Annotated in this window: 2 protein-coding genes and 1 pseudogene; 2 read left to right on the top strand and 1 reads right to left on the bottom strand. The window is 54.3% G+C overall.

Annotated elements, in window-relative coordinates; genetic code table 11:
- A pseudogene (gene gltB, locus J5F18_RS19135) lies at window positions 1–515 on the top strand (glutamate synthase large subunit); the annotation flags it as partial.
- Window positions 515–1,942 carry an FAD-dependent oxidoreductase gene (locus tag J5F18_RS19130; protein ID WP_346300101.1) on the top strand — a complete coding sequence of 476 codons (1,428 nt, stop codon included), beginning with the start codon at window positions 515–517 and terminating at the stop codon, window positions 1,940–1,942. The pseudogene gltB and the gene J5F18_RS19130, both read left to right, overlap by 1 nt.
- Window positions 1,943–2,117: 175 nt before the next feature.
- On the opposite strand, the gene J5F18_RS19125 is transcribed toward J5F18_RS19130, so the two are convergent.
- On the bottom strand, window positions 2,118–2,376 hold a 259-nt coding region (locus J5F18_RS19125), incomplete at its 5' end, for an Lrp/AsnC ligand binding domain-containing protein (RefSeq protein ID WP_346300100.1).

The following is a 2,376-nucleotide window of genomic DNA, read 5'->3' as shown; positions in this document are numbered from 1 at the left end:
CGTCTTTCGCTTCGCATCAAGCGGTGATTATGGGCAACACCTGTCTTTATGGTGCCACCGGTGGCCGTGTTTTTGCTGCTGGCTTAGCCGGTGAACGCTTTGCCGTGCGCAACAGTGGTTGCATCGCCGTCGTTGAGGGCATCGGCGACAACGGATGCGAATACATGACCGGCGGTGTAGTGGTTGTTCTCGGTCAAACTGGGATTAATTTTGGTGCTGGAATGACCGGCGGCATGGCCTATATTCTCGACGAAGATGACGATTTCAACGAACGAATCAATGCTGAACTGGTTGAGGTGTTGCCGATTGAGCAGCCTATTCTGCAAGAGCACTTGCGCGGATTTATCCATGATCACGTGGAACACACCGGAAGTGAGCGCTCACGTCAGATTCTTGCAGATTTCCAACATTGGCTACCCAAGTTTCGCCTCGTTAAACCCAAAGCAAGGGAGCTGCGCGATCTACTCGGCCATCGGCCACGTTCGACCGATTCAATTCGCGTGGAGGTGATGTAATGGCGCAAAATATCTATCAATTTCTCGATGTTGGCCGTGCTGAGCCGGCGAAAAAGTCATTACAGCAGCGACGTATTGAATTTGTTGAAGTGCACGACGCGATGCCAGCGGAACAAGTCGCCGCTCAGGCGGATCGATGCCTCGATTGTGGCAATCCGTATTGCGAGTGGAAATGCCCGGTGCACAATTACATTCCGCAATGGCTCGAGCTCGCGCAGGCCGGAAAAATCATTGAAGCTGCTGAGTTGTCGCATCAAACCAATAGTCTTCCTGAAGTTTGCGGTCGGGTTTGCCCGCAAGATCGCTTGTGTGAGGGTGCCTGCACGCTGAATGACGACTTCGGTGCAGTAACCATCGGCGCGATTGAAAAGTACATCAATGACACTGCATTCGCGATGGGCTGGCGTCCTGATGTGTCGGCAGTGGAAAAACTCGGCAAACGGGTCGCCGTCATCGGCGCGGGTCCCGCCGGACTGGCCTGTGCTGACGTCTTGGCGCGCAACGGCGTCGATGTCATGGTGTATGACAAGTACCCAGAAATCGGCGGCTTACTTACGTTCGGGATTCCTGCGTTTAAACTGGAAAAGTCGGTGATGACGCAGCGGCGCGAGATTTTTTCGGCCATGGGCATTGAGTTCAAGCTGAACTGCGAGGTTGGCAAAGACGTTGATTTTGATGCGCTTTTGCATGGCTACGACGCAGTTTTCCTCGGTCTTGGCACTTATAAAGCTGTCGACGGTGGCCTACCCGGCCTCAATGCAGATGGGGTTGTTCCAGCGCTGAACTACCTCATTGGCAACACCGCACAAATTATGGAATTGCCGATGAACGATTACCCCTACCTGTCATTGTCTGGACAGAGGGTTGTGGTTCTCGGTGGGGGTGACACAGCGATGGACTGCGTGCGCACCGCTGTGCGGCAGGAGGCTGCGTCAGTGGTTTGTGCATATCGGCGCGACGCACAGAACATGCCGGGTTCGCGTAAGGAAGTGCAACATGCGCGTGACGAAGGTGTTCAATTCGAGTTTAATCTGCAGCCCTTGGCGATCGAGAGTGACGCAGCCGGAAAGGTGACGGGTGTCCGTTTTGTACGCACGGCGCTTGGTCCAGCCGACGCTGCAGGTCGCCGCCGCCCGGAGCCGGTTCCCGATTCTGAGTTTGTCATGCCCGCCGACAGCGTCATTCTGGCATTTGGTTATCAAGCTAACCCGCCTGCGTGGCTATCAGAGCACGGCGTTGAGGTGAATGAATGGTCGCTGGTGAGCGCGGCCGAAGAAGATTCGCTCTTCCCGATGCAAACGTCGAATCCGAAGATCTTCGCCGGCGGTGATATGGTGCGTGGCGCCGATCTTGTTGTCACCGCCATCGCCGAAGGACGGCAAGCCGCAGAAAGCATTGTCGACTACCTTTCTGGCTCGGAGCCGTAATTACAGTTTTGGCATTCATTGTAAAATCAGTGGGTTAGCATTCCGGCTCGGAGCCGGAATGCATCGAAGCCCACCTTTCTAGCTCGGAGCCGGAATGCATGTTGAAGCCCACCTTTCTAGCTCGGAGCCGGAATGCATGTTAGATTTCGGAAACTCTCCGACCCCGAATGCTGGATCACGCCCGAATACTGCGCTGTATCGGCGCCTGCAACGAAATTAATGTTTCCGTCGACTGTATTTCCTCAATCACTTGCAGGCGCTCTATCAACAGCTTCTGCAAATCGTCGATATTGCGCACCATTACCTTAATCAGCACACTGTATTGCCCTGTGGTGTAATAAGCCTCGGTCACCTCCGGCAGCTCTCGCAATTTCTCCAGTGCCGACGGATAGTCCCCTGCTTGTCGCAAAATAATTCCAATAAAACAGGTAATG

Source organism: Halomonas sp. BM-2019, from assembly GCF_017584085.1.
This window is presented reverse-complemented; position numbering and strand designations above follow the sequence as displayed.